The 22526-nt window shown below is 50.1% G+C and carries 25 protein-coding genes and 2 pseudogenes; 18 read left to right on the forward strand and 9 right to left on the reverse strand.

All coding sequences use genetic code 11. The features are described from left to right. Positions 1–195: 195 nt before the first annotated feature. The 3 genes from PN498_RS26805 to PN498_RS26815 form a co-directional block, all read right to left on the reverse strand. Positions 196–828, reverse strand: coding sequence for a hypothetical protein (locus PN498_RS26805; protein ID WP_272066532.1), 633 nt, complete (start codon positions 826–828; stop codon positions 196–198). 220 nt (positions 829–1048) lie between these two features. Continuing rightward, positions 1049–2713, reverse strand: a complete 1665-nt coding sequence (locus PN498_RS26810) for a glycosyltransferase family 2 protein (protein WP_272066533.1) — start codon at positions 2711–2713, stop codon at positions 1049–1051. Beyond that, positions 2686–3051, reverse strand: a complete 366-nt coding sequence (locus tag PN498_RS26815) for a glycosyltransferase family 2 protein (protein ID WP_272066534.1) — start codon at positions 3049–3051, stop codon at positions 2686–2688. Before PN498_RS26815 ends, PN498_RS26810 begins: the two co-directional genes overlap by 28 nt. Positions 3052–3485: 434 nt before the next feature. On the opposite strand from PN498_RS26815, the gene PN498_RS26820 reads away from it, so the two are divergent. Then, positions 3486–3755, forward strand: coding sequence for a hypothetical protein (locus PN498_RS26820; RefSeq protein ID WP_272066535.1), 270 nt, complete (start codon positions 3486–3488; stop codon positions 3753–3755). 147 nt (positions 3756–3902) lie between these two features. On the opposite strand, the gene PN498_RS26825 is transcribed toward PN498_RS26820, so the two are convergent. After that, positions 3903–4214 carry a hypothetical protein gene (locus PN498_RS26825; protein WP_272066536.1) on the reverse strand — a complete coding sequence of 104 codons (312 nt, stop codon included), beginning with the start codon at positions 4212–4214 and terminating at the stop codon, positions 3903–3905. A 285-nt stretch (positions 4215–4499) separates the two neighbouring features. Here PN498_RS26825 and PN498_RS26835 point away from each other — a divergent pair, with 285 nt between their 5' ends. The 4 genes from PN498_RS26835 (at position 4500) to PN498_RS26850 (ending at position 6148) form a co-directional block, all read left to right on the forward strand. Further along, positions 4500–4661, forward strand: a complete 162-nt coding sequence (locus PN498_RS26835; RefSeq protein WP_272066537.1) for a hypothetical protein — start codon at positions 4500–4502, stop codon at positions 4659–4661. A 224-nt stretch (positions 4662–4885) separates the two neighbouring features. Further along, positions 4886–5050, forward strand: a complete 165-nt coding sequence (locus PN498_RS26840) for a pentapeptide repeat-containing protein (protein WP_272066538.1) — start codon at positions 4886–4888, stop codon at positions 5048–5050. 172 nt (positions 5051–5222) lie between these two features. Then, complete coding sequence (locus tag PN498_RS26845) at positions 5223–5420, forward strand: hypothetical protein (protein ID WP_272066539.1); 198 nt, start codon at positions 5223–5225, stop codon at positions 5418–5420. Positions 5421–5641: 221 nt separating this feature from the next. After that, positions 5642–6148 carry a hypothetical protein gene (locus PN498_RS26850; protein ID WP_272066540.1) on the forward strand — a complete coding sequence of 169 codons (507 nt, stop codon included), beginning with the start codon at positions 5642–5644 and terminating at the stop codon, positions 6146–6148. Between the two features lie 349 nt (positions 6149–6497). On the opposite strand, the pseudogene PN498_RS26855 reads toward PN498_RS26850, so the two are convergent. Continuing rightward, positions 6498–6961, reverse strand: a pseudogene (locus PN498_RS26855) (hypothetical protein); the annotation flags it as partial. 111 nt (positions 6962–7072) lie between these two features. On the opposite strand from PN498_RS26855, the gene PN498_RS26860 reads away from it, so the two are divergent. The 9 genes and pseudogenes from PN498_RS26860 to PN498_RS26900 all read left to right on the forward strand — a co-directional run. After that, complete coding sequence (locus PN498_RS26860; RefSeq protein WP_272066541.1) at positions 7073–7210, forward strand: hypothetical protein; 138 nt, start codon at positions 7073–7075, stop codon at positions 7208–7210. Between the two features lie 456 nt (positions 7211–7666). After that, complete coding sequence (locus PN498_RS26865) at positions 7667–9685, forward strand: TonB-dependent receptor domain-containing protein (RefSeq protein WP_272066542.1); 2019 nt, start codon at positions 7667–7669, stop codon at positions 9683–9685. Continuing rightward, positions 9663–10064, forward strand: a complete 402-nt coding sequence (locus PN498_RS26870; protein WP_272066543.1) for a TonB-dependent receptor — start codon at positions 9663–9665, stop codon at positions 10062–10064. The genes PN498_RS26865 and PN498_RS26870 overlap by 23 nt, the downstream gene beginning before the upstream one ends. A 15-nt stretch (positions 10065–10079) precedes the next feature. Further along, the gene (locus PN498_RS26875) at positions 10080–10631 is read left to right on the forward strand and encodes a hypothetical protein (RefSeq protein WP_272066544.1); all 552 of its coding nucleotides are present in this window, start codon (positions 10080–10082) and stop codon (positions 10629–10631) included. Beyond that, the gene (locus PN498_RS26880) at positions 10624–11316 is read left to right on the forward strand and encodes an energy-coupling factor transporter transmembrane component T family protein (protein ID WP_272066545.1); all 693 of its coding nucleotides are present in this window, start codon (positions 10624–10626) and stop codon (positions 11314–11316) included. Before PN498_RS26875 ends, PN498_RS26880 begins: the two co-directional genes overlap by 8 nt. Beyond that, complete coding sequence (locus PN498_RS26885; protein ID WP_272066546.1) at positions 11235–12665, forward strand: ABC transporter ATP-binding protein; 1431 nt, start codon at positions 11235–11237, stop codon at positions 12663–12665. Before PN498_RS26880 ends, PN498_RS26885 begins: the two co-directional genes overlap by 82 nt. A gap of 3 nt (positions 12666–12668) precedes the next feature. Continuing rightward, the gene (locus PN498_RS26890; RefSeq protein WP_334312297.1) at positions 12669–13415 is read left to right on the forward strand and encodes a class I SAM-dependent methyltransferase; all 747 of its coding nucleotides are present in this window, start codon (positions 12669–12671) and stop codon (positions 13413–13415) included. 157 nt (positions 13416–13572) lie between these two features. Beyond that, entirely contained in the window at positions 13573–14697 is a 1125-nt protein-coding gene (locus PN498_RS26895) for a pentapeptide repeat-containing protein (protein WP_272066547.1), read from the forward strand. A gap of 115 nt (positions 14698–14812) precedes the next feature. Further along, positions 14813–14959, forward strand: a pseudogene (locus PN498_RS26900) (IS6 family transposase); the annotation flags it as partial. Between the two features lie 36 nt (positions 14960–14995). On the opposite strand, the gene PN498_RS26905 reads toward PN498_RS26900, so the two are convergent. Together PN498_RS26905 and PN498_RS26910 are read right to left on the reverse strand one after the other, a co-directional pair. Then, complete coding sequence (locus PN498_RS26905) at positions 14996–15199, reverse strand: hypothetical protein (protein ID WP_272066548.1); 204 nt, start codon at positions 15197–15199, stop codon at positions 14996–14998. An 818-nt stretch (positions 15200–16017) separates the two neighbouring features. Further along, the gene (locus PN498_RS26910) at positions 16018–16395 is read right to left on the reverse strand and encodes a hypothetical protein (RefSeq protein WP_272066549.1); all 378 of its coding nucleotides are present in this window, start codon (positions 16393–16395) and stop codon (positions 16018–16020) included. 980 nt (positions 16396–17375) lie between these two features. Between PN498_RS26910 and PN498_RS26915 the strand changes: the two genes are divergently transcribed. Next, positions 17376–18809: a deoxyribodipyrimidine photo-lyase gene (locus tag PN498_RS26915; RefSeq protein ID WP_272066550.1), complete on the forward strand. Its 1434-nt coding sequence runs from the start codon at positions 17376–17378 to the stop codon at positions 18807–18809. Between the two features lie 104 nt (positions 18810–18913). Here PN498_RS26915 and PN498_RS26920 read toward each other — a convergent pair whose 3' ends face one another. Then, positions 18914–19555 carry a Uma2 family endonuclease gene (locus PN498_RS26920; RefSeq protein WP_272066551.1) on the reverse strand — a complete coding sequence of 214 codons (642 nt, stop codon included), beginning with the start codon at positions 19553–19555 and terminating at the stop codon, positions 18914–18916. A 167-nt stretch (positions 19556–19722) separates the two neighbouring features. Then, entirely contained in the window at positions 19723–20112 is a 390-nt protein-coding gene (locus PN498_RS26925; protein WP_272066552.1) for a Fur family transcriptional regulator, read from the reverse strand. A 118-nt stretch (positions 20113–20230) separates the two neighbouring features. Here PN498_RS26925 and hemB point away from each other — a divergent pair, with 118 nt between their 5' ends. From hemB to PN498_RS26940, 3 genes are read left to right on the forward strand one after another with little or no spacing between them, the layout of a single operon-like run. Further along, positions 20231–21202, forward strand: a complete 972-nt coding sequence (gene hemB / locus PN498_RS26930; protein WP_272066562.1) for a porphobilinogen synthase — start codon at positions 20231–20233, stop codon at positions 21200–21202. Positions 21203–21217: 15 nt separating this feature from the next. Next, positions 21218–21613: a hypothetical protein gene (locus PN498_RS26935; RefSeq protein ID WP_272066553.1), complete on the forward strand. Its 396-nt coding sequence runs from the start codon at positions 21218–21220 to the stop codon at positions 21611–21613. Then, the gene (locus PN498_RS26940) at positions 21598–22512 is read left to right on the forward strand and encodes an alpha/beta fold hydrolase (protein ID WP_272066554.1); all 915 of its coding nucleotides are present in this window, start codon (positions 21598–21600) and stop codon (positions 22510–22512) included. The genes PN498_RS26935 and PN498_RS26940 overlap by 16 nt, the downstream gene beginning before the upstream one ends. Positions 22513–22526 lie beyond the last annotated feature (14 nt).

Genomic DNA, 22526 nt, shown 5'->3' on the forward strand with positions numbered 1-22526 from the left:
AGTCTTGAGGCGTAGATTAGGTTAGGTTCACTTCTTTTGTCGCCAGCCATCCTTGTTGTCTCAACTGTTTAGCACCATCATTACCCGCAATCGTTCTTCGACAAACCTCGGTACGTACAGTTCGAAAAATATTAGAAAACACTAACTTTTTCTAAATGGATTTTGATCTTCTTTGCTATGAATAGGAAGCTTACCCTATAGCCTAAAAGCTGGACGAATTCTATAAATTTGATGCTCAATTTCTGCATCAGTGGGGATAAACGTGAAATTCCAAACTGTTGGTTTTAGGTTTCCTGGGACCCGATCATAATTTTCAATCCACCTAGCCCTTTCTCTATCAAAATCCAAGTTTGTTATTTCTTCAGAGCGTTGTTCGATATCCCAGTCTGTTATCAACTCGGGGTATTGGCTGATATCCTCTTTGTTTGCATATCTTGCTGTAACGACGAGTTCGTATTGCCTAGGTAAAAATCGAACCGTAAAATCAGGTTCTGCAGCATCTCCCCATAGTAAAACGCTTCCAAAATCACTCTTGTTAGACGTATCTTCTATTTCAAACGGAGCAGAGAATGCAATTATTGTGTCATCGCTGAAATCATAAACTGCTTCTCTATCTTCCTCTGATGCCATATAAACATTAACAATAAACTCTCTTTTTTCGGTAAAGGTTGCGAGCGAAATAAGATTTGATTCAGTGATTTCGAAGTGGTTTTCTGCGAAGCTATCTGTCCTTCCAACATTTCCGGGATACTCGATTTCCCCCAATGAAACGCTGATAGAACCTGCGATTAATCCATACACCACAAAAGATCCGATTTTAATAATCATTTGACCATTCCGATAAGTAGTTAATTCGATTGTGGCATCTTAAGTAAATGAGCGGCAAATATTTTTCAGGCATACCGTCGCCTCGTTCTCTAGCTACTTTTCTCACATACCTGTGGCAGCTCATGAGTGAGCTTAGAGAGCCGTAACGAGTGTTGTTATACCTCTGGCGCTACCATGCTCAACGAACTAATTTTCTCTCCTAATTGTGGGCATTAGCTTATCAAAGTTGATTGCTCATTTGCCTCAACATGCCACTGTTTTGCAACTGCTCTAATACCATCAGCACTCTTAGTCGTTCCTTGCCAAATCTCGGCACATACAGCGGCATCTTCACCCTCGCCGCTACCTCCGGCTCCACACTCATCTGCTCCAACGGCATCTGTAAGCAGACTTCACCTTCAGCAGGTACTAGCCCTAATACCTTCGCTAACTCCAATGCCGCTATCTGCTCATCCAACGCCGCCTCTATTCCTTGTGTCTGCCGCAGCCACAGCACTACCTCTCGCCAAAGCTGCAAGACAATCCGTCGCGCTTGATCTTCCAGTGTGTAGGCTCCTGGCAACTTGAGTAGTGTCTGCAAGATCCTCGCCTTACTGCCGCCTACCTGCCATTCTTCGCCTGTCTCCTGATGCTTCAGCCAGCAGCTTTGCTCATCCTGCTTGCAGATGTTAAAAGCAGGCTCCAAGACCTCCCAGCACTGCTTCAGCAGATACCAATACACCTCGCTGACCCCTTCACTCTTCTCCGCCTGCTGCCGAAACCGCTTAAACATGGCCTTGAGACTTTGCACCCTCACCTCATAGGGCGTGGATTGAGTAATCTGGTGTGAAGAGAATCCTGTGGTGTACTGCACGCTGCCTCCTGCCACATACAGCGGCTGGAACCCTGCTAGTGCTGCTAGGGTAAAGTACTCCCGATCCATCCCAACAGGCGTTTGTGGGTTCCATGCCTTAAGCTCATCCAGTTGCTCTGCAACTCGTCGCCGCAGCAGATAGGCATGGGGCGGTCGCCAGTTATCCATCAATAGCTCTAGCAGCCAGTCGTTCTTAAAGGCTCCCTGAAATGAGAGTTGATGTACGAGCTGCTGTCGTTTATGGAACTGCCACTGCCAGTCACCATAGGCCAGGTCGTAATTGTCCTGCTCTTCCAACGCCACTATCTGACGCATCAGCTTGTCCAGGCTGAGTTGATCATCTGCATCCAGCCACTGAATGTACTCGCCTCCTGCCTCAGCAAACCCTGCATTGCGGGCATAGTTCTGTCCCGGCTGCGGGCAGGAGACGATTCGAAAGGGACGAGTCGCTGATCGGGAAAATTGCTCTAGCAGAGCAGCAGTATCATCTGTCGAATTATTGTCCACAGCGATGATTTCAAGGGTCGGATACTTCTGCTCAAAGCAACTTTTCAAGCATCTTTCTAACGTTTCTGCTGCGTTGTAGCAGGGGATGATGATAGAGACGAGCGGCCACTTGTCCGGTTTCATTTGAATTTGAAGGGTCAGTTCACTGCTAATGCGAATCTCGTAGCGCTCAGCTAAGCCTCGTCGCTCCAGTGCTTTCTGACTTGCCAGGGAGGTCCAGCGCAGCATCTCCAGGTCATTGCTGGACATGTTGCTATCATGCTGCCGGTAGAAGTATAGAGGTCGCTTGAGCGGATAGATTTCGGTCACTTCTGATAGCCTTAGACAAAGGTCATAATCTTCGGCTCGCTCAAAACTGGTGTCAACGCCGCCAATCTGGTCATAGACAGAGCGGCGCAGCAACCGGAAGTGGAAGATCATGAAGCCAATCAGCAGTCGCTCGGGCGAGTAGGGTACCTGACAGCGTTTGCCCAAGCCCTGCACCTGCCCATCGGCGTTCATCGTCTGATACTGCGTATAGACCATTCCCCCTGAGGTTGAGCATCCAGCACCGCGACCGTTTCTGCCAGGGTGGTGGGGGCAAGCTTGTCATCGCTATCTACCCAGCCCAAGTAGGGATGCTGTGTAGTAGCTACTGCTTGACTTAGGGAGGGAACAAAGCCTTGATGCTCGGCGGCGACGACTCGAACCCGAGCATCTTGTTCTGCGTAAGAGTGAGCGATCGCAACCGAATCGTCTGTTGAGCCATCGTCCCAAACTACCAGCTCAAAGTGGGGATATGTTTGCGAAAGGACACTGGCGATCGCTGCTTCTAGATAGCGATCGCGGTTGTAGCTCGTGATGACAATCGAAACGGGCGTCATGGGACTTCCTCAAGGCTGGAACCAGCAGGTCATCAAAAGACCTGTCAGGACATCTGCCTACTTGTTTCTTCCAGCGTGTTCCTAGCGATCCGCCCAATGTTGAAGAACGTCACTTGAGTCGATCGTTTAGGTCTTATGAAGAGAAATTCTTTTGAGGCGCGGGCTTCAAGTGACGTCCTCTTACTATCGAAATTCGTCCGCAGCCTATGACAGACAAGCACATCAGTTATGGCCGTCGCCAGTTCCGTTAGGACAAGACGGCGAGCCATCCGGCCTATGCTAAGCACCCGGATGCTATTGGGAATGCACAAACCTAGATGGCTACAGCTATAAATGTCCGGATGAAGCTTTATCCCGTGCCTTTCGAAGAGGTCGTGCTTATTGGGGAATCTTTCTGGCTATAATGCGCTGACATTCCCTAACTGAGGAAGTTGATGAGAGCGCGGAACCGAGTAGATGAACTGCTGCGGGAGCTGTCGAGCTGGAAGGCTGTGGAGTTGCGAGAGTTGAAGGCAGCGCTGGGCGGTTTGTTGGAAGCAGTCGATCAAGAGGAGAGACAGTCGGCTAAGAAGGGAGGGCGGGGTCACATTGAGGAAAAGTACATCCAGCGCGGCAATAAAAGGCATGGCCCATACCTGTATCTGCGCTATTGGCAGGAGGGGAAGCTGCGATCGAAGTATTTGGGGAAGAAGGAGTCGGAGTGAGGCTGCCAGTGCGAGACGGCATTCTCATCTGGCGCGAGTTGATGCTGCGATCGCTGATGTTAGGGAATGGATTATGAATGAGTGCTGCCGAAATATTCCCTAACACTGCCTCGGAGCGTGAATGCCGGGGACGTGCCAAGCAGTTGTTTATCGATAGGTGATGCGGTAGTGCCTTGCTCGTTTAGGGGCTTGAGGGGAAACGGACGCTGACCTGAGTGGTTTCTTGGTGCTGGTTCGAAGTGTTGATGTCTTTGCTTCAGGTTCTACTGAAGTGAGGACAAAAACGCGAGCACCGTCAGTCGCACGGAAGAGCGTTTGCTGAGAGAAGGGAATGCCCTGCTGAGTGAGGTGAGCAGTGCGGGTGTTTCTTACAGCGATTCTCGTCCCGAGAGGCTTCGCCAACGTCTCTTCAGTCATTTCGTAGTCCGTTTCGAAAATGATAATGGGACATAGCGCCATAGGCTCACCGAGTCAAGAGCTTTCACTGTAGCGCTGTTATCAATAACTGGCAGTGGTCCTCCTCAACCGTGGGAATTTGTTGGTTCTCAAGTTCGATACCTTCAAAATCACCAGGTTACCGCCAGTGACGTAACTTTCAAATTCAGCCCAGACGGCGATTTCAGGCATTGTTGCTATGGTGCCGAATCTGAGCTGTTAGCCTGCAACTCTGCACGAACTCGCATCAGGATTTTGCCGAGCTTGTTCTGTCCACTTCCATCGGCACCACATCCCCAATAGGAGAGAATGCGGGTTGTAGCCCTCTTTCTTAGCCGTCAGGTCAATGCACTGGACGTTGGCTTTGCGGCGCTGCTGTTCACCGGGTCCTTGGCAACGGTCCTTGGCAACATCAGTACGGTGTTCGCCTTTGTCATCGCCAAGATCGCTCAGGGGTACGGGTGGGTATGACTGCTGGCAGCGATGACGATGATGATCTCAGTTGCCGGTGTTGTCATGGCAGCTCTTGTGCTGGTGGTAGCGGCGTTTTGCATAGCGGCCTTCGACCTTCATGCGCCCCCCGCGATTTCCCGATTCTCTGGGCGCTGATGCTCACCGCCGCTAGCCTGATATTCGCTCTGTACATCTGCCGCCGAATGCGCGTAGGGGACCCCAAATTTGCCAGCCTATAGGTCGTGAGTCTGTTGCCATCAATCCTCTGGGGGACCAACTTCAGCGGCGCAGACCTGAGCAATGCAGACTTCACTCAAACCCTGCTGAGCGGCCTGAACTTCAGCGATTCTCCCCGCCGCTCAACTAATCTGACCAACGTCCGTTGGCCGGTTGAACAGCTAAGGTAGGCCTACTTTGGTAGTCATCGGCGCGATGCCGTGAAATAGTCATCCGGTTGTTGTTTCGAAGTGCCACATATCCAAATCCTGCAACAGCTCACCTGTTGATGTTTTGGGGCTAGCTGCAACAGATTGGGTTGAGATATCCCTTAAGTATGCCCTGATAGCGAGGATCCAACCCATGAGAACCACCGCCACCCTGAAGCGCGATCGCGCTGCCCACCAACGCCGCCTGCGAGATGCGGTGAAGCGCTTGGTGATTGAACTGGGCTACCTGGAACACTGCCTAGAGCGGGGGCTTCAGGATGTCCATGTGCAGACAGCAGCAGCGAGCATTGATACGGCGATCAATTGTCTAAACGAGCATCTAGCTGGGTGAGGAAGGTCACACCTAAGCGTCCCGGTTTCTTCTCCGTTACTCCTTACCGTTGATTTCAAGACAGACTGCTAGCCCCTCTCTCAGCCAACCCACCCCCACCTCTCAGACTTCTCAGGAAGCGATTAAGGCAGGCTTATTTTCCGGTCAGGAACGGCTCAGGAGGGGCCTGCACTATAGGAATCAAGATGATTGAAACCACCTATCAACCCAGGAGTTCAACAATGAAACGCATTGCCTTCGCCCTCACTGCACTGACCGCTGTTACTATCGCCGTTGCTCCCGCTAGCCACGCCGCCATCAATTTCGACGAACTGCGCCAAGAAAATCTAGAGAAAGACGCCGTCAACTTTGACGAGCTGCGCCAAGAAAATCTAGAGAAAGATGTGGTTGAAACGATTCAGGTAAAAGCGATCAACTTCGATGAATTGCGTCGCGAGAACTTAGACAAGGACGCTGTAGACTTCGACGAATTGCGCCGGGAGAATCTCGACAAGGACGCGGTCTTTGAAGTCGCTGCTGTTGATTTTGACGAGCTACGTCGCGAGAACTTAGACAAAGACGTGGTGGACTTCGATGAGCTGCGTCGTGAGAATCTTGACAAGGATGCGGTTTATGAGGTGGTGGCCGCGATCGACTTTGATGAATTGCGTCGGGAAAACTTGGATAAGGACGCCGTGGATTTTGACGAGCTGCGTCGCGAGAACCTGGAGAAAGACGCGTTGGCGTAGCCACTCCAGCGGAGTATCGCCTAGCTAGACGGCAGAATACAGTACTCTTCTCTCTTCTGGCTCTATCTCTCCTATCCTTTTGAGCCAGCAGAACGCCAACGACTCACACCCTCTTTTGCCCCCTCAATGCTTGTGCTGAGGGGGCTTTATTCAAGCTTGGTGCCCGAACTCCCATGAAGCAACAATCATCGCTAGGGCACCAGGGGCTTCAGCTCGTCATGGGTTGGGGCCTTTTGTGCTGTTAGCCATTTACCAGAAGGGACATCAACAGCCCTCTCGACACCGAAGCATCGAGGGGGCTGTTTCGTATAGGAAGGAAAGCATAACTGAGAAGTTGAAAGTGTCCTGCTCGACACGATTCGTTTTTGAAGCGCTGGCAAAAGACCTTGACTTGCCCGACTCCTTTAAGATAAGCCAGAAGTCCGGAGTCGGGAATCGTCAGGGTCTCCACCCGTTGATAGGGCTGCTGGGACGTTACACGTACCTGCCGATTCTTGGCAACACCTACCCAAAACCCCATCTGGTCGTTTTTGAGCAAGTTGGGATTAGCCTTAGCGGCGTGCCAAGTATCGCTGGTAACAGTTCGAGGCCGTAGCCCCCACAGTCAATCCAGCCTTGAGAGACTAACTCGTCCAACAGATCCTTCGGCACGTAGCGCTCTCGGCACAGAAAGCGATTGACGCTGTCATGGGACACCGTTTTGAGGATCTCAGCCAGTTCGCAACAGCTGGAACCTTGCGGTTGGGCGAGCAGATAGCGGACGTAGAGGTCGATCGTGCAGTGCGCCGTGGAAGGTCTTGTCAGAATACGCAACGGAATAGGTCATGCAACACCTTTGAATTTCAACCCATACATTCATTCCGTTGTCAATGCGTAACTCCTAAGGAAGTTGCCGCGCTGCTCCCTGACCTGAAGGAAAAAATGATGGCGGTTACAGACCAGCTTGACTTGAGCGCTGCTCCATCGGAGCCGCTACGCGATTACATCCTCGCCCATGCCATTTCCATCGAAGTCTTCATCCACCTGGAGCGGATTGACGAGGCCGACGAAGTGTACGACTGACAGGCGGCAGAAACCAACTATCGGCAAGCTTTACAAGATTTTGACGCCTTTCTAGAACTGATTCCTTCTGACGGTCAGAAAGGGGCCTGTATTCCTCTATTTTTGCGTAGTCTAAGATTCAACCTGCATACGATTTTCAGGTGATTTTGCTACAGAAATAGCCATTTTGTGCTCGTGACGGCGACTTATCCCCCCCGAAGGCATAGTAAGCCAGAGATGTTGATGGTACGATTCTGTTTAGTTTTTTCAAGAAAAAATCGATGGAGTCTTTCTTATAGATAGTCCCGGAGAGCCACATTTTTGGGTTCTGTCTGCTTTAGAAACTGGCATCCACTAGCCAATTAGAGAGATTTTAGAGTTTGACATTGATGCTCTGAAAATTTCTTGGTAGCTATTTTCGTTGTGTAAGGGCTGCCCTTGTTGAGCAGCCGACAGTTTGGTGTGTGAGGAATTGAGGTGCAAAAAATTTGGGGTTTTGGGGGGTATGGAGCCGTCGTTTACAGTACGGTTATGGCGCTGCCCGCTCAAGCACAAACGGCGCAGATCACGAACATTGAAATCCTTCAAACTGAGGCCGGTTTGCAAATTGTGCTGACGGGTGAGGCAGCGGCTCAGACTAGAATTTTTGAAACGGTCTTCGGCAGTACACGCATCATTGATATTACGAATGCTCAACTGGCTGAGGGAGACGCTTTCCAGCAAGTCAGCCCAGGTGAAGGGATTGAGTCGGTGACGGTGGAGTCCCTGGATGCTAACAGCATACGGATTCGGATTGTTGGGGAAACTGAACTGCCGACGATCGCAGTGGAGACCGGGGCGACTGAAATTGTCGTGGGGGTAACCGGAGCGATCGCGGCCCCTCCTGAGGCGTTACCTCCAACCGCCGAAGTTGAACCCGATATACCTCCCCCCGAAGCGGAAGCGGTCGAAGTAGTGCCGCCAGAGGAAGAGAGCTTACGGCTGGTCGTTACAGCGGCTCGTCGCCCTACTCCGGAGGTTGAAACTTCAGCTACGGTTGAAGTAGTGACCGAAGCAGAACTAGAGCAGCGACGGCCCTTGATCCGTACCGTCCCCGATGCATTGCAAACCCTGCCAGGGATTACGGTTAATCGGCTTGGGTTGATTACCAGTTCGGTTAATATTCGCGGTATTGCCGGAGAGCGGATTGGGTTGCTTGTCGATGGCGAGCGCCGTCCCAACTTAGAATTTGGTCCCGATTTTGGCAGTGTTGATCCCTTTCGGGTAGAACGTATTGAGGTGTTGCAAGGCCCTGCCTCTTCAATCTACGGGGCTGACTCATTTGGCGGCGTCGTCAACGTCATTACCAACACGCCCGATCCGGATCAGTCCTTCACTGTGACCAGCGAAACCTACGGCGGCGGGTTCTCCGAATTCAACACTAACTTGGAATTTGCTGGTCCAAATTATGTGTTTGGTGCAACCTATCGCACGGCGGGGGATGCCCGCGATGCTGATGGCGATATCATTCCTTTGAATGGTACCGAATACACTGTATTTGATTTGTATGGGGCAGGACGCTACGACATCAACGATCAGTCTCGATTTATCCTGCGGCTCGATCGCTACCGCCAGGATGATGCCGATCTCAACGGCTTTCCCTCCCCTCCCTTTATCGAGACTCGAAACGAGTTTCGGGAAACTAACCGCTACTCGTTGGCCTATATTAACGACGGCGTACCGGGCGGCACTGAACTAGAAGTGCGAGGCTATTATCAACGCAGCCGTCGCCAGTTTGAAACGTCAACGGCATTTACTATCCCGGGTCCATTTCCAACCGAAATCACGGTGCCCACCTCAGACTTGACGGATACGGTGAGCTACGGCATCACTGGAATTGCCAATACCGAGATCGGCGATGCCACTCTCACCTACGGTTACGACTTCAGCCAAGATACGTCTGAGTTTGAGGACTTGGTGAATGACATCACCTCGCCAGACGCCACCCGCGAATTTCACGGCTTATTTGCCCAGTCCGTCTACAACGTCACGGATCACTGGACGCTGACGGGCGGCGCTCGGCTCGATTTCTTCACCGCAGAGAGCGGTGACCAATTCCAAGAGGTCAACGCGGTCACGTTCAACCTGGGGACTGTTTACGAGATCACGGATGGGCTGTTGGCCCGCGCTAACTTCGCCCAAGGATTTCGTCCGCCGAGCCTGCTGTTTTTGTTTGGGAGTTCTCCTGATGGCTCGTTCTTTGCCCCGACTCAGGGGCAGGTGCAGTCCAATTCCGACTTATCGCCAGAGCGGGCCAACAATATTGATATTGGTTTGGACTATACCAGCGGTAACTTTACGGCAGGGGTGGTTTATTTTCGCAATGACATTAGCGATTTTCAGGGCTTTGAAACCTTTACGCCGCCGCCGGGCCCCCCTGGCCCGCCGTCACCCTCCAGTCGAGTTGTTAATAAAGACGTCCTGATTCAGGGGGTTGCAGTTCAACGCCACCTATGAGTTTATTCCGGGACTGGTCCTGGAGGGCAACCTCACCTTCGTTGACAGTGAAGATGAGTCTGGGCGTCCTCTAAATCAGCTAGAGGTATTTCCCACGACGGCGTTGGTACGATTGACCTACGCCGATGACCGTTTCCTGGGGATGATTCAATCCCGCATTTATGGCGATCAGGGTAATGTTGTGCTGGAAAACAACGAAATCGGCCCCGGTAGCGAAGGGGCAGTTGTGTTTGATCTGACCTTAGGTTATCAAGTCATTCCACCTGTACAGCTAACATTCACCGTCGAAAATCTATTCAATACTCAATACGTCTACCCCACTAACAACTTTGCGGCCCCCGGCGCGAGGGTGCTGTTTGGGGTCAATGCCGAGTTTTAATCAGAACGCAAAAGCATGGCAAAATCCTCTCAATCCTGGCAGCTTCGAGATTATGTATTCGCTGCGTTTATGACTATCGGCATCGCGGTGGCGTCGGTAATCACGGTGCCACTCACCCTATCGATTCCGCTGCCGGGAATTCGAACAGTGGTCTGGGCTCCCTTCGCAGGCATTTTTCTGACGCTAGGAATGGCCCGACTGCAACGTTCCGGCAGTGTCGCCCTGATGATTGGGGTTTTAGCGTTGGTTCTGAGCCGCATTTCTTGGATTATCGCGGCTTTCCTGGTGGTTGCCCTGTTGGTAACAGAGGGGGTGATGGTGTTTCGGGGCGGCTTCTACGGCAAGACCAATCGCCTGCTAGGAAATGTACTGTTCTTTAGCAGCGCCACCGTAGCGGGGGCGCTAGTGGGCGCTTACGCTGCCGGCGACTTTTTTGCTGCCTGGGTGGGTCAAGTTTGGGTAATGATTCTTATGACCGTTGTTTCGGGCTTTGCGGGGGCAATCGGATGGTGGTTAGGCGAGCGAGTCGTTCAGCAATTGCAGCGGGCAGGCAAACTGGATGCTTAACCGGGATGACTCTTTAAGTCGGGGCTGGCTGTGGCGGGTGAATCCGCTATTGAAGATTGCGTTGAGTATCGTGGCGGTCAGTGTGGCGTTTGCGCTGCAAGATTGGGTGGCGGCGGGACTACTGGTGGGAGTACTGCTAGTGCTGCTGCTGACGGTGGGGTTGTCATGGCGGATGTGGTTAGGAGGTGCGATCGCCCTCCTCCTATTCACCGCCTTAACCTGGCTGCTGCGGGATTGGCCTTCTGCTATCTTGAATTCCCTGCGGCTGCTGGCAATTTTAATACCCGGCCCGATCTTTTCCTTAACCACCTCACCAGCAGAATTAACTCGCGCCCTACAAGCAGTCAAATTGCCTTCCTTTTTGGTTCTGAGCCTGATGCTGGTATGGCGATTTTTGCCAGTGGTGCAGCAGGAAGCCCAGCGTATTGTTGAAGCCAACCAACTGCGGGGAGTTGATCTCAGCCGCCGACCCGGACAGTGGTTTCAGGGGTTGTTTGTGCCGCTGATTTTTCGCATCGTCAGCTATGCCGATGACGTCACGGTCGGATTGGAAACCCGCAGCTATGACCCCAGTGCCCGCCGTAGTCTGGGCCAACCCCTACGATGGCAAAGATTGGATACGGGAGCGGCGATCGCCGCGATTGCAGTATTTGGGGCCGTCGGGTATTTGCAATGGAACCCATAATTCAGATTGAAAATCTCAGCTTTACCTACGCCAATGCCAACCAGCCTGTGCTGAGTAACATCGACCTAGCCCTGAATCCCGGCGAAATCGTTTTAGTGGCAGGCGCTACTGGTAGCGGCAAGAGTACCCTGCTCAACTGCATTGCTGGCATCGCCCCTGCCCATATTGGCGGTGCCCTCACGGGCACGATCCGCTGCCAGGGCCAGGATATCGAAACCTGGACCGTCTGCCAGCGTTCCTTCCAAATTGGAACACTACTGCAAAATGTCGAGACCCAAATTTTTACCGATACGGTTACCGACGAAGTCGTCTTTGGCCTGGAAAATCTCAACACCCCCACCCAGCGCATTCAGCCGCTGACCCAGGCTATTCTGCAAGAATTTGACCTGCAAGCCCAAAAAGACTGGTCTATCGTCCGTCTCTCTGCTGGGCAGAAACAGCGGCTGATCATCGCCTGCGTCTTGGCAATGGGCCAGCCCGCCTTGCTCCTCGACGAACCCTTTGCCTACTTGGATTTAAAAACCTCCCATCGCCTATTGCATCTGCTCAAACAGCGAGCGGCTCAAGGTCAAGCCATCCTCATCGTCGAACATCGATTGGATCTCATCCAAAGCATTTGCGATCGCGCCCTCTACATCGACCAAACCCACCTCCACCCCCGCCTACCCCCAAAATCTCCCCATCTCCCCATCTCCCCCGCCCCCAACGCCTTACGCACTTCCCCGTGCTCCCCATCTCCTCATCCCCTCCTCCAAACTCTCACCCTCACCCTCCACCCCTATCCCCCCTATCCCGATCTCACGCTATACCCTGGCCAAACTGTCCTACTCAAAGGCGACAACGGTAGCGGCAAAACCACCCTCTTACGGATGATCAGCGGCTTGGTGAAACCCACTGTGGGCAGTATTGAATTACTCGAATGCAGCATTGCAGGGAAGCGAATTGTTGAAATTGCTCAAATTGTAGGCTTTGTTCTGCAAAACCCTAATCACCAACTCTTTGCCGAGACCGTACAGCAAGAAGTGCGACAGCCCGGCATCTCTGCCTCAACAGCTGATGGCATCTTGGCTCAACTCAACCTCCAGGAACGGGCCGAGCAGCATCCTCAGTCTCTGTCTCAGGGGCAAAAGCGCCGCCTCGCCCTAGGAGCCGTTCTTGCCAGGCAGCCGAGGCTGTGCCTCATAGATGAGCTCACCGTTGGTCAGGATATTCAATCTCTACAGCTAATGCTGAATTTACTGCGAATGTTTACGCAGTCAGGGGGCACGATCCTACTTACGAGTCACGACCCGGCTGTGGCAAAGGCATTGAACGCACACATTATAGAAGTCGGGCAGAAAGGAAGCTAGCTGTTGGATACTGACATACTTTATTTACAGAGTATTTCCCACCCTCATCCAGTGCCTGCCCAAACTTCCCATCAGCAGGCTGAACTAGAACAGATGAAGTCGTCAGTAGAATCGCTCAAACACCCCAAGATTGATCAATTAATGGATTTACCGAACAGCAAACAACAACTATTTGATCGCTGGGCACCCTTTTATGACTTCTGGTTTCCCTCGGTTTTATATCAAGCCACTCATCAGCGCCTGCTGGAGTATGTCGAACTTCCCGAAGACCCTAGCGTTCTTGATATTAGCTGTGGTACCGGGCGTTTGCTTAACCGCCTAGCAGCTGCATATCCTAGCTTGCAAGGCACCGGGCTAGATTTTTCGGCTGCGATGTTGCGTCAGGCCCGGTGCTCCAACCACCATCGACCTCGCCTCATATTTGTACAGGGCCATGCTGCACCTTTACGATTCACAGATCAGCAATTTGATGCGGTTTTCAATACATTTAGCTTTCTGCATTACCTTGAGCCTCAACGGGTCTTGACTGAGATTTATCGGGTCTTGCAATCAGGAGGTACGTTTTACTGGGTTGACCCAACTACCAATACCTCGACAGGGATTGGGTACGTGCCAGTCTCTCCCAATGGCATCAGAGTTTACAGTCCAAAAATGCGGCAGCAAATGGGCACACAGGCAGGCTTTAAACACCTCAAACATCAATACCTAATGGGCAATAATCTATTAAGCATGTTTGTCAAAGTTGGCTAGCACTACGGCTGTTTGGGTTCAAAGCTGATGTCCAATCAGCTATTAAGCTCAAAACGATTGAGAGAGCAGATTTGCGTGATTGTGAATAGATATCAATGAAGTTTGCCAATACTCCATTCAAAATTTTATTCATTCAAAGCTGGGAAATAATGCTGACATGAAAATTACTATATATGGTTTGTACACTAAGGGCTTTGGCATACTGTTTTCCTTCGCATCGTTCTTCGGAACTAGTTTTCCTACTCTTTCGTCACTGACTCCGCCAGAGACAGTTGATCAAGTCTTCAAAGAAAAGGATTGTGAGCGTTGCGTCATTAGAAGTCTTGATATACCTGAAGCTGAATTGTCCAGAGCTCATTTATCGGGAATTAGGATATATGAGTCCCAGTTCTTAGACGCAAACCTAGCAGGTGCTGACTTAAGCAATGCATTCATACAGGATTCAGATCTATCAGGGGCTAACGTTGAATCTACTGACCTTGAACAGATTGATCTAGATATTGTTTATTTTGATGGTTCAAACCTAGTAGAAGCAAATTTACAAGCCTCGAGTATAGATGGTGGTTTCTTTAGAAACGCGGATTTGGCAGGCGCTAGTTTTCGTAATGCCAGCCTGTATGAAGCTAATTTTACAAACGCAGATTTGACAAACACCGACTTCACAGGCGCAAGGTTGGGTGTTGTATATTTCTTAGGCGCTGACTTAAGGGGTGCTACTTTAAAGCCAGAATATTTTGAAAACGTAATATATGACTTAAGCACACAGCTACCAGATGACTTTACTCCTCCAGCTTCTGGTATGTATCTAATTTCAGCATATTCTTACGCAGTCGGGATGCGCGGAGTTGGACTAGACTTAACTGAGAAGGACTTGACAGGCATAGATTTCAGCAGTTCCCAGCTTAATGCTGACTTTTCTAGAGCAACTTTGAACAATGCTGTATTTCAAGACGCGGATATTAATGACTCAATATGGATCGAGGCGAACATCACTAATGCCTATTTTTGTAGAACACGGTTATATTTTGGGGACTTCACTAGGGTCAACTTTCAAGACAGTATCTTGACACTGACTGACCTGAGTTCAGCTAACTTGACTGACGCTAATCTTCAAAGAGTTGATCTCAGGGGCGCAGATTTGAGTGGTGCGCTCGTTAACAATGCAGACTTTCAAAACGCTATTTACGATACTAGTACTCGATTTCCAGGGAACTTTAATCCAACAGCAGCCGGAGCTATCTTAGTCGATGAAGTGTTATCTGATTGTCCACCCATAGAGTAATGCTCTGTAATGAAGCCCAGTGGTTGATCCTTCTCTGTTTTGTTCCTATGTCTTGGCGGGCATTGTCAACTTAACTTTTGTGGTAGCCTTTGTCAGCATCTGTCAGGGTGAGCCCATGAGTATCAGCTATAAATGCCACCGCTTTCCGATTGAGAGTATTCGTCACTGTGTCTGGCTTTACTACACCTTCCCGCTGAGCTACCGAGACATCGAGAAGGTGATGCTCTATCGCGGCATTGAGGTGACCTACGAGGTCATCCGCAAGTAGCGACAAATGGTTCAACTAGGTTTGCAAGAATCAGGTGGCGGAAAGCGGGCTACTTTCATCCTGGCAATCAGAACCCTTAGACATTTCCTGAGCAAGTTGGTAGTCGTCCTCAAAATCAATACTAGGAGCAGTTTTAGGATTTTCCTGAATAGCCGCGGCTGTCAGCGCTGCATCTTGTGTTGTGGCTTTTCGAGGATCGGTCTCAATCTTTTCCTTTTTGACTTCATTGTTCATTGGTGTCAATCTCCGTTCAGATATACGTCTAAGTATTGCTGTCAAAGTAGTAGATGGACCCCAGCTTAACTATGACAATGCAGTCTATGAAATCTTAAAACGCATATTAACAGCGTCAAAAACCTGCATTTTATTCAGAGCTTTTACCTGGCTATCTACTAAATTTAAATTTACCGAAAGGCGCCAATCATAATATTTCCTAAAAGATAGATCTTGGTAGTATCTTTGTGCAGATACTCAGTGTTTACAAGTACAGTAGTGAATATACGTTAATCTTCAGACGCAGACATCAATGGCAAATACAGTATTTTCCAAGGTGATTTTATCAATATTAGTTAGACGATCGCTTGGCTGTGCCTAAAATCATAGCTTGAAAGGCACTATATCAATAGTATAAATTCGACCAAGTTTGGCTGACATCAAAATCCCTTCAATGTCCTGCTTCAATCTTTGGATAATAGCACCATGATAGGGCAAAATAAAAAGCTTGATTCCATATTTAAGACCTTGCTTAAAGCAATAGCGAAACACCGATAATTAGTTACGAGTTCCTTGGAATCTATACTATTTCCAGATATTTAAAACCGCATAGATTGAAATCATTTCGATCTGTGCGGTCTCTTCAGTATTCACTTATTAAAGTGGTAGCGGTAATTGAGGCGTTTGAGCGGCTGACCAGAGTTTTTCGTTTAGGTGGAATAGAATGCAGTGAAACCCACATCTGCAATAGTTTCGTTCGATTTAGGCTATCGCTCGCTCAATCTAGTGCAAAGTGAGGGCTTCAAAAGTTTTCAATCAAGCAACTAGGACGCTCAGATCTATGGAGTAGAAAGACGCATCGAATCGGCGGCAGACGCTTCTGGTTCATCATTCGTCAAGGTGTCCTTGATTTCCCTAAGATTAAGCTTCTCGCTCAGCACTTCACCTAAAGAATCAGCTTCCTTCTCAGTGTCAGCCGCTTCTGAACGCATACTTTGAACTTGACGACGTTGCGCTTTTTGCCGGTTGATTTCTTCAGGGCTCATATTTTCGGAACTTAATGCTTCTAACGAAGTTTCCGCCTTAGGCAAAATCGTGGTATCACGAGCGGCTAGCATTGGCGCCTGAGCCAAACTCCAAAACATTAGTACACTAACTAGAGCCAAACCAAACCTTTTAATTGCATTTAAAGGCACATCAAATTTGTAAAAAATCACGACATTTACCTCCTAAAAAACAAAAAAAGCATTCAAACCAATCAAATACGTCAAGAATTTTGACGCTTATCAATGACTCTTAAGTCGTACTGAAAGTCAGCTTCAAAAGATCAAAGGCTTCTAAGTGTTGAAGCACCTACTCAAGACATTACTGGTTTGTTCAGTGAGCTTCAATGGTCAGAGTCAGATTTTTCCTCCTGCCAGAGTCTTAAAGAACCCAAGGGACTTGCCAATCTACATTGCTTCAAAGCGCTTCTATTTATATTTGAACATGACTTTCTACGACAGCAAGAGAGTGTTTCAACAATAGAGGGGAAAACATTGATTTAGATCTTCCCTAGGAAAGATTTGAGCTAGGGAAAAGCTAAACTCAAACATGGTATTTAGGAGAGTCTAAACTTAGTCAATTTTTATTTTGAAGAGGCGCTAAATCCGAGCTCAAAAGCTGTCCAAATTGGATTCATCTTGAGGGCGAAAGATATAACTTTATGAGGATATACATTGAATAGCAGTCTGTTATAACTTAGGTACCTTAATATCAATTTGGATAGAGTTGTCATACCAACCAGTGGTATCGTCAAGTTAACCTGTCGATTTTGAATTAGGCACTGAGCTTCCGTTAAACGTCTTCGTCGAAAGCTTTAGGCGACTGAGAGTAGTCGTACGAATTGACACCAGTCGCTCAAGCGCTGCCGCATTGTTTCTCAATATTCGTTGCTGATTGTTGAGGTTGTTGAGGCTGAAAGTAGCCACGTATTGGTTCCAAGGCAGCAAGGAACTGTTGTGCTCCGCCAGGCGACTTGAAGCGTCCCATGCCCCTCTCTCTGACCTGTGTGGGCCGCGAATTCTTCGCCCGATTGTTGCAAACCCTCATGCTGTCTATGTTCTTTAGCTCAATTTCTGTAGGGCGATTGATGTTGAAATAGAGAGTTCTTCTTAGTCTGGTTAACATCAAATAATAAAAGCCCAAAACCCGCTAGATGATGCCAGATCCAGTTCAGATAGGTGATTTAAGTGAGCGAGTTATACGGGCGAACGACAAGCCGGTAATGCCTGAGGGAGATTATGTTTTGGTCGTGCTGCATCGGGCGCTACGGTGGGCAGATAACCCTGTTCTTGAAGCCGCGATCGCTCATGCCCACGCTCTCGATATTCGCATTCTTGTCTACAGCGAACTAGACGAAAACAACCCCCACGCGAGCGATCGCTTGTTTTACTTCGTGTTAGGTGCTTGGCGATCGCTCGCGATAGACCTAGCGAACCACAATATCCAATGCATACAAACTATCCGCTCAACGAATGACGAACTCAACAATAATGCACCTGATGCTCTACGGGCTGCAATTTCTCTAGCGGCTGCAGTTTATGCCGACGAAGATCCTACCCATTGGGATCGAGCGCGCCAGCAAAGACTCCTTGAGATTGCTACACAGGCCGTCTTTTGGGTCGATGCTTCTCGCCTAGTTCCAGTGCAACAGTTACCTGCAGGGCTGGAGACGACGCCAGCCTTTAGAAAAGCTCATGGTGCCCTTAGAGATCGCTATGCAGAGTGGAGAAAGCAAACAGCCGAGGACATTGCTGAATTAGTCCCCAAGGTGAAAAAGTCACCAATGTCCCGCGATCGCTACGACTTCGCTGACTATTCGGATGAGGCCTTAGCGAGGCATGTCTCCAAGTGTAAAATCGACCACAGCATTACAGTTTCAGTAGAACATCCGCCGACCCAAGCCACCATTAAGGCTCGCATTAACACCCTGAAAACCGACATTCTGACTCGCTACAAATGGATTCGTAACAACCCAGCGTTGGAACACTCCACCTCTCAGCTCTCGCCCTACCTCCACTTTGGTATGCTGAGTCCACACCAGCTTTACGCTGAAATTGAATCCCTCGACGTGCCCAAAAGCTACACGTGGAAGTTTAGAGACGAATTCCTGACTTGGCGAGAATGGTCTCACTACAGGGCGTTTCACGTGCCAAACCTGCACGAGTTTGAGTCTCTGCCTGAGGCGGCCCAGCAGACGCTGCTCACCCACGCTAATGATCCACGTCCTGAACAAGTGTCTTTTGAGGATGTGCTCAAGGGCAACACCCTTGATCTCACCTGGAACGCTGCTCAGAAAGAATGGCTTAATACTGGCTGGCTGCACAATAATCTAAGAATGTATTGGGCCAAGCAGATACTCCGCTTTACTGACAGCCCTCAAGCGGCCTGGAAAACGGCCTGCTATCTTAATGATCACCTTTCCCTTGATGGCAGAGATCCCGCTACGTATGCATCGATGCATTGGGCCTTTGGCAACGCTAAACGCGGCTACAGTGAGCGTCCGATCTATGGCTGGGTAGCACCCAAATCTGACCGGGCCATTCTGAAGCGAAAAGGCATGTCGGAATGGATCGAGGCAAGGCAGTAAAGTTAGAAGCAGCTGTTATAGAGCCCATTTGAGATCTTTTGAGTGATGCTCAAGCGCCTAGCCGCCGCTGCTTAGAGACCTCAAATAGGTTCTATAAATGGGCTCTAATCTTCTTTCCATAAAGCCTTGGCCGTTGCTGCAAGTTCAGGTACGACAGCAGACTGAATATTGGTATCCCCACGAAACTGTTGTGGTAGACCAAACTCGCCTGTCTCAGGGTTCATCGTGTAAACAGACAATGTAGATTGCTTCGGATGACCGATATACCGCATCCCCCCTAGAGCTGCATAGTCAACAATCCAACATTCTTGTACACCAATGGATTCATACTCAGCCAGCTTAGTCAAATAGTCATCTCGCCAGTTTGTTGATACCACTTCAATGACTAATGGAGGAGCAGTATAAGCCATCGCTGAGCTAGACAACCCCTTCATCCGTTCCCATTCAGCCTTTGCAAAAACAACAATGTCACCACGTCTAGCAGTGTCTCGTTCATTCCGAGAACCAAGAGAGATCAACTTAGATCGCTTAGGTACGAAGGGTAAATTTTTCTCTAAACAATGCAACCTGAGCAAATCACAAAGATTATCTGCCACATCCTCATGATTGGTAGTGGGATCGCTCATCGGCATTGGCTCACCCTCAATCAATTCATATAGACGATCGTCACCGCTATCCCACACAAGAAAATCTTGTAATGATATTGGTGATGGTGACGAGGATATTAAATCAACTGCTTGGGTCATACTGCATCACCAAATACGGTCCAAATTTAATGCAAAGATGCTCTGCCCAAGTGTCACCGTTCTTATCGGCTTGCCAATTAGAGCCTTTAGAGTGTGCTTCCTATTTTAGACTACGGGCATGATTGTGATTCTTACATCCCTTTTTCTAGGTCGTTAAACCCCGAACGTCATCCACATTGAACTGAACAGGGTTCACAAAGACCAAAGAATTCGAGGGTGTGATAGTAGATTGTGAATGGGCTGGAGTGCTGCAGTGAAAACTCTAGCCCATTCAAAGGGCACATATCTAGAGGAAACGATCGCCCACAGTTCAAGCAAGTTAAATAGTGGCAATCCTCCGAGGCGGGCCGATAGACCCACTCGCCGTTGGTGAGCGATCGCGCCTGCACGAGCCCTTGCAACTGCAACGCTTTAATCGCTCGATACACCGTTGCTAGTCCTAGCGATCGCCCTTGTGCCTGCAACTGGGCAAAGATATCTTGCGCTGTTATTTCCGTTGACGTGCTGGTCAGCAATTCATATACCCACTGCTGACCTCGGGTAAGTTTGGCCTTCATTGCAGTAAATTAGAGAATGATTATCATTCCAATTTTACCGCTTCATGCCATGACGTCTACTGAAATTGCCCCTGTGCCTCAAATCGCTACCGAAGCGACTGCTTCTACTCTGCCTGCAATGCCCCACCGTCCCCGCCGCCTGCGGCGTACCCAAGGATTGCGGCGGATGGTGCGCGAGCATCACCTGACCACCAATGATCTGATCTATCCGGTGTTTGTCATGGCAGGGGAGGGGCAAAAAGAGGCGATTCCCTCCATGCCGGGGTGCTACCGTTACACGCTGGATTTACTGCTAGAAGAGGTTACTGCCGCTTATGACCTGGGTATTCCTGGGATTGCCCTCTTTCCGTTGATTGCCCCTGACCTCAAAGACAACGCCGGTACCGAAAGCTACAACCCTGAAGGGCTGGTGCCCCAAGCAGTGCGAGCCATTAAGCAGGCTATCCCTAATCTGCTGGTGTTCACCGATGTAGCCCTTGACCCCTATAGTAGTGCTGGCCATGATGGCATTGTTGAAAACGGAGAAATCCTGAATGACGAAACTGTCGCAGTGCTGGTGAAGCAGGCTCTCTGCCATGCCGAAGCTGGAGCGGATTTCGTATCCCCTTCCGACATGATGGATGGTCGAGTGGGGGCCATCCGTCGCGCTCTGGATGCCGAAGGGTGGATTAACGTGGGTATTTTGGCCTATTCCGCTAAGTACGCTTCCGCTTATTATGGCCCTTTCCGTGATGCCCTGGATTCTGCTCCCCAATTTGGCGACAAAAAGACCTATCAGATGGATGCTGCCAATGCTCAGGAAGCTTTGAAGGAGGTGGCTCTCGATATTGCTGAAGGAGCTGACATCGTCATGGTGAAACCAGCCTTGGCCTATATGGATATTATCCAGCGCATCCGACAGAATACTACTCTGCCCGTGGCGGCCTACAACGTCAGCGGCGAATATGCCATGATCAAAGCGGCGGCTCAGCAGGGCTGGATTGATGAGCAGACAGTGGTGATGGAAACCCTTACCGGCCTCAAACGCGCCGGAGCTGATGTGATTTTGACCTACTTCGCAAAAGATGTTGCTACCTGGCTGCGGGGGTAAGGGATGAACGATGCGATGAACTTTCTAGAATGTTGCATTCTGCCTTTGTCGGATGGGACGTATCAGCTTCGGCATTTGAGTGGAGCGGTGTGGAACTCCAACGATTTGCAGTCTTGCCTCAAGACCGCTGCTAAAGCCTGGATCATGAGCCGCCCTCATCCTGCCGTGGTGATTCAGCCGGGCGGGTGGTTTTTGGGCAATCGCGCCGCCACCGTAGCCAACTGGCCTTATTGCTGCTTGGGGCTACTACCGGGGCAGGTTTACCAGCGCTTTGCCAAACAAACTGCCCTGCAGGGAAACTGGGAATCGTGTTCGTTTCAGAAAGTCTTGATCAATGACCGGGATTTTCTACTCTTAGAAGCAACTGATAACGCTACCCGTAAAAAGGAGTCAGTATGGCCAAAGCATTAGAGCGCGATCGCCCTTTATCTCCTCGGCAATCTCAGCTCGGCGGCACGGCACAAACCTATGACTGGCAATGGCAGGGTCAATCCCTTACAGTGACTTATGAAACGGTGGGCGAGGGCGACCCGGTGCTGTTGTTACCGGCCTTCAGCACCGTCTCAAATCGAGCAGAATTGAAGGATTTGGCAGCGGGTTTAGCGCCGCACTTTCAAACTACGGCCCTTGACTGGCCTGGTTTTGGGGAATCCAACCGCCTCCCGCTCAATTACAGTCCAGCGCTGTACACCCAGTTTTTGCGGGACTTTGTGGCGGCAATTTTTGAGACGCCGATCGCGATCGTGGCGGCGGGTCATGCCGCTGGCTATGCGCTGAACTTGGCCAACCAAATGAATAGTTGTCGAAAACTGGTGCTGATTGCTCCCACCTGGCGCGGGCCGTTGGCTGTCATGGGAGTTCCCCCGACAGTGCGATCAGGGATCAAGGAGCTGGTGAGAACGCCAATTTTAGGTCAGGTCCTTTACGGCCTCAATACCCAACCCGGCTTTCTGAAGTGGATGTATCGTCGCCACGTATTCGTGGATGAGCAACGCCTGACGCCAGACTACATTCAGCAGCGTCACGCAAGTACCCGAAAACCTGGAGGCCGCTATGCTCCAGCCGCTTTTGTCACAGGCGGATTGGACTCAGTGTCAAGTCGGGAGGCGTTTCTGCAATCTATTAAGTCGCTCTCTTGTCCGGTGATGGTCGTGGTGGCGGAGCAAGCTCCCCCTGCTTCCAAAGCTGAAATGGAGGCGATGATAGTGCTTCCTGAGGTGCAGTCAACTCATTTACCCGGTACCTTAGGCCAAGCTGAGGAATATGGGGACGCTGTAGCGGAAACCATTGGACCGTTTCTAGCCGCGTAGTTTTCTGGGAAGGA

It is taken from the genome of Oscillatoria sp. CS-180 (genome assembly GCF_028330965.1).
In the GTDB taxonomy this organism is placed as follows: Bacteria; Cyanobacteriota; Cyanobacteriia; order Phormidesmidales; family Phormidesmidaceae; genus Halomicronema.